The sequence below is a fragment of the Pseudomonas sp. CM27 genome, from assembly GCF_013179515.1.
GTDB lineage: Bacteria > Pseudomonadota > Gammaproteobacteria > Pseudomonadales > Pseudomonadaceae > Aquipseudomonas.
This window is the reverse complement of the sequence record NZ_JABMCN010000349.1, coordinates 1-4,842: the sequence shown is the minus strand read 5'-3', so window position 1 is coordinate 4,842 and position 4,842 is coordinate 1. Positions and strand designations below refer to the sequence as shown.

Here is a 4,842-nt window from a genome sequence, read left to right as displayed (position 1 = left end):
GCGGCTGGTCACCACTGGCCTGGTGCGCCTGGTTGAACAGCGGGCGTACCTGCGGGTACTCGCTGAGCATCATCTTGTAGAAGTGGGTGGTCAGCGCTTCGCCGCCGGTTTCCAGCAGGGGGACAGTGGCCTTGATGATTGCACGTTGTTCGGCATTGAGCATTGCAGCAACTCCTGAGCCTGAGGCTTCAAATGACTGCCTGTGCTATTACAGCAATCGTGCCAACTTTTATCCCTAGCAAAATCAGGGGTGTCATGGGGGCCGTGTCAAAACGACCCGCTCGAGCGTATAGTCATATCGACCAATAGGAGTCCATATGACTACAAAGCCACTGCTTACCGCCCTGCTGCCGCTGGTCAGCGACCTTTCGCGCGACTTGCCCGACCAGGAGCGCTACCGCCGCCTGTTGCAGGCCATGCGTTCGCTGTTGCCATGCGACGCCGCCGCGCTGCTGCGCCTGGACGGTGAGTGGCTGGTACCACTGGCGGTGGACGGCCTTAGCCCCGACACCCTGGGTCGGCGCTTCCGGGTCAGCGAGCACCCGCGCTTCCAGATTTTGCTCAGCCGCCCGGAGCCTACCCGTTTCGCCAGCGACTCGGACCTGCCAGACCCCTACGATGGCCTGGTCAACGCAGCCGATGCCCACCTTGAAGTGCATGACTGCATGGGCTGCCCTTTGATGGTCGATGAGCGCCCCTGGGGCCTGGTCACCCTCGATGCCCTCACCCCCGGGCAGTTCCAGAGCCTGGAGCTGGAATCCCTGCAGGCCTTCGCCAGCCTGGCCGCGGCCACAGTTACCGTGGCCGAGCGCATCGAGCACCTGGCGCTACGCGCCGAAGACGAACACCACCGCGCCGAAATCTACCGCCAGGCCAGCGGCCAGGATAAAGAGCTGATCGGCCAGAGCCCTGCCCACAAGCGCCTGGTGGAGGAAATCCGCCTGGTCGGCGGCAGCGACCTGACCGTACTGATTACCGGTGAAACCGGCGTCGGCAAGGAACTGGTGGCCCAGGCCCTGCATCAGGCCAGCACCCGCGCTGACAAGCCGCTGGTCAGCCTCAACTGCGCCGCCTTGCCGGACACCCTGGTGGAAAGCGAGCTGTTCGGCCATGTGCGCGGTGCATTCACCGGCGCGCACGGTGAGCGCCGCGGCAAGTTCGAACTGGCCAACGGCGGCACGCTGTTCCTCGACGAAGTGGGCGAGTTGCCGCTGACGGTGCAGGCCAAGCTGTTGCGCGTGCTGCAAAGCGGCCAGCTGCAGCGCCTGGGTTCGGACCGCGAGCACCGCGTGGACGTGCGCCTGATTGCCGCCACCAACCGTGACCTGGCAGCGGAAGTGCGCAATGGCAACTTCCGCGCCGACTTCTATCACCGGCTCAGTGTGTATCCGCTGCACGTACCGCCATTGCGCGAACGTGGCCGCGATGTGCTGCTATTGGCGGGGTACTTCCTTGAACAGAACCGTTCGCGCCTGGGCCTGAACAGCCTGCGCCTGAGCAGCGAAGCCCAGGCCGCGCTGCTGGCCTACGACTGGCCAGGCAATGTGCGGGAACTGGAACACCTGATCGGCCGCTCGGCGCTAAAAGCCATGGGCCAGCACCCGGAACGGCCGCGTATCCTGACGCTTGAAGCCACCGACCTGGACCTGCGCGTGGCGACGACCACGGGCGCCCTGCCCTCCCCCGCAGCCCCGCCTGCAGTGCTATCCCTGCCCGAAGGCGGGCTGCGCGAAGCGCTCGATCTCTACCAGCGTCAGGTGATCGAGGCCTGCCTGCAACGGCACCAGGACAACTGGGCAGCGGCTGCGCGAGAACTGGGCCTGGACCGCGCAAATCTGAGCCGCCTGGCCCGCAGGCTGGCGCTTCGCTGAGGCCTCTCTACCAAAGGATTAACCCAGAAAGCCATCTGGTTGCTTCCCGCCTGGCTGCTATATCTCCCTAACCACCCGAATCTCGACTAGCCGGTCGAGGCTGTGCTCAACGCCCGGTAAAGGGCTCTGTTGCGCCGGTTGTGGCCCGAATAGTTCGGGCCGGGGGATCCGCATACCAGCAGGGAGCATCCATGGACAACATCGTCGTCGCCGATAAGCAATCCGCAGTCGCCACCCAGAACGCCTTTGGCAACATCACGCTTAACGGACCGGGCGTCGTACAGATGCCTGTGGCCCCTGACCAGGTAGCCACCGTCACCCAGCGCGGGCAAGACCTGATCGTCACGATGAAGTCGGGTGAAAAAGTGACTATCGGCAACTTCTTCGCCGTGGACCAGGCCGGGGTTGGCAGCGATATTGTCTTTGTCGGCGAAGACGGCACCCTGTGGCATGCCCAGTACGATGCGGCGGCGTTTACCGGTTTCACCTTCGAAGACGTGGCCTCGCTGGACGAGCTGGTGGCGGGTATCGGTAGTGCCGGTAGCGCCATGCCCACCTGGGCGATTGCCGGGCTCAGCCTGCTCGGTGTCGGCGGTGCGGCAGCGGCGGCCGATCACAGCGGTGGCGGCAGCAGTAGCGGATCAGAGCCGGGCGACACCACGCCACCGGCCACCCCGATCGACCTGCTGGTATCCCCAAATGGCCTGCGCCTGACCGGGCGCGGCGAAGCCGGCAGCACCGTGAACATCCGTGATGCAGCCGGCAACCTGATCGGCAGCGGCACAGTGGCTGCCGATGGCAGTTTCGATGTTGCGCTCAACCCGCCGCAGATCAACAGCGAGAACCTTGACGTCAGCCTGACCGATGGCGCCGGCAATGTCTCGGCGCCCGGCACCGTCACGGCCCCGGACGCCACGGCACCACTGGCCCCGACCGAGCTGGCTATCGATGGGCAGGGCAGCACCCTTACCGGGCGCGCCGAGCCCGGCTCGACAGTTTCCGTGCGTGGCGCCGGCGGTGTGCTGCTGGGCACGGCGGTCGCGGGTGCAGATGGCCAGTTCAGCATCGCCCTGCAACCACCGCAAACCGATGGCCAGGCCCTGGAAGTGAGCGCCGCCGACGCAGCCGGCAATACTTCACCGGCCGCCGGCATCACTGCCCCGGACGTCGACACCCCTGATACCACCGCCCCAGACCAGCCCACCGACCTGGCCCTGGCCAGCGGCGTCACCCTCACCGGCCGTGGGGAGCGCGGCGCCACCGTGCAGGTTCGCGATGCGGCCGGCAATATCATTGGCACTGGCTTGGTCAACGCCGACGGCACCTTCAGCCTGACCCTGGCGCCTGCCCAGGCCAACGGCGAAGCCCTGGATATCCGCCAGGTGGATGCCGCCGGCAACAGCTCGATTCCCCTGGAATTCACCGCGCCCGACATCACCCCGCCCGAAGCCGTCACAGACATTCTGGTCGGCGCCGGGGGAACGGCCCTGAGCGGCCGCGGTGAACCCGGAGCCACCGTCGAAGTGCGCGATGCCGACGGCAACCTGCTGGGCCGTGGAGTTGTCTCCGCCAACGGCACGTTCCTGCTCGAACTCGACCCTGCCGTGCAGGCCGGCGAACACCTGAGCCTCGTGCAGACCGACCCAAGCGGTAACGCCTCGGTCGCCGTCGAGTACGATGTGCCGCTGACTACCGCACCGGACAGCCCGAGCAACCTGGCCATCGATGCCGACGGCACCACCCTGACCGGTACTGCCCCGGCAGGCAGCCGCGTCGAAGTGCATGACGCCAACGGCACCCTGATCGGCAGTGCCATCGCCAATGCCGATGGCAGCTTCAGCATCGAACTCAACCCCGCCCAGGCCAATGGCGAACTGCTGGATGTGGTCGCGATCGATGACAGCGGTCTCTCCTCGCTGCCGGCCCAGGTCACCGCTCCGGACATCACTGCCCCTGCTGCACCGACCGAACTCGCTGTCAGCGCTGACGGTACCGTGCTTACAGGCCGCGCCGAACCCGGCAGCACCGTGCGGATCGTGGCCGCCGATGGCACCGAACTCGGCACTGCTGTCGTGGGTGCAACGGGTGTGTTCAGCATCACCCTTGACCCGCCGCAAGTGGACGGCGAAGTGCTGCAAGCTACCGCCTCCGATGCCGCAGGCAATACTTCAGAAGCCAGTTCGGTCATTGCACCGGACATTGACGGCGGCGATACCACGCCACCTGAGGCGCCTGTCGATCTGGTGATCGGCCTGGCCGGCAGCCAGCTCAGCGGTCGCGGCGAGCCCGGTGCCACCGTGCAGGTTGTGGATGCCGCAGGCAATGTACTGGCCACCGGCACCGTTGCGGCGGACGGCAGCTTCACCATCACCCTGGACCCTGCCGTGAATGACGGCAGCGCGCTGCAAGTGACCCTGACCGATGCGGCGGGCAATGTTTCTCAACCGGGCTCCGTGACCTCGGCCGACCTGCTGCCGCCCGCTCAACCCACCGAACTGGCCCTGGCCGACGGCGTGACCTTCACCGGTCGCGGCGAGCCAGGCGCTACCGTGCAGGTGCGCGATGCAGCCGGCACCCTCATCGGCACCGGCGTAGTGGGTGCGGATGGCCTGTTCAATGTCACATTGGCGCCCGCCCAAGCCAATGGCGAAGCCCTGGACGTTCGCCTGGTGGATGCCGCCGGCAACACCTCGGCACCACTGCAATTCGATGCACCGGACATCACCCCGCCTGAGGCGGTGAGCAACATCGTGGTCGGCGCCGGAGGCCTGGCCCTGAGCGGCCGCGGTGAACCAGGTGCCACCGTCGAAGTACGCGATGCCAGCGGCACGGTGATCGGCACCGGCGTGGTCGGTGCCAACGGCACCTTCCTGATTGACCTCGAGCCGGCCGCCCAACCCGGCGACCAACTGAGCCTGGTACAGACCGACCCAAGCGGCAATGCGTCTGTGGCCGTCGAATACGATGTGCC

General features: G+C 66.5%; 2 protein-coding genes and 1 pseudogene. 2 read left to right on the top strand and 1 reads right to left on the bottom strand.

Translation table 11 applies throughout. From position 1 onward, the window contains the following. Positions 1-163 (bottom strand): annotated as a pseudogene (locus tag HP547_RS27390) (globin domain-containing protein); the annotation flags it as partial. Between the two features lie 154 nt (positions 164-317). Here HP547_RS27390 and norR point away from each other — a divergent pair. Both norR and HP547_RS27380 read left to right on the top strand, forming a co-directional pair. Beyond that, positions 318-1,871: a nitric oxide reductase transcriptional regulator NorR gene (gene norR, locus HP547_RS27385; RefSeq protein ID WP_172221193.1), complete on the top strand. Its 1,554-nt coding sequence runs from the start codon at positions 318-320 to the stop codon at positions 1,869-1,871. 191 nt (positions 1,872-2,062) lie between these two features. Then, positions 2,063-4,842 (top strand): Ig-like domain-containing protein (locus HP547_RS27380; protein ID WP_172288570.1); only part of this gene is annotated, 2,780 nt, incomplete at its 3' end.

Bases quoted from the DNA above. Each gene is read 5' to 3' on its own strand.
- norR (WP_172221193.1), top strand. From the start codon at position 318: ATGACTACAAAGCCACTGCTTACCGCCCTGCTGCCGCTGGTCAGCGAC.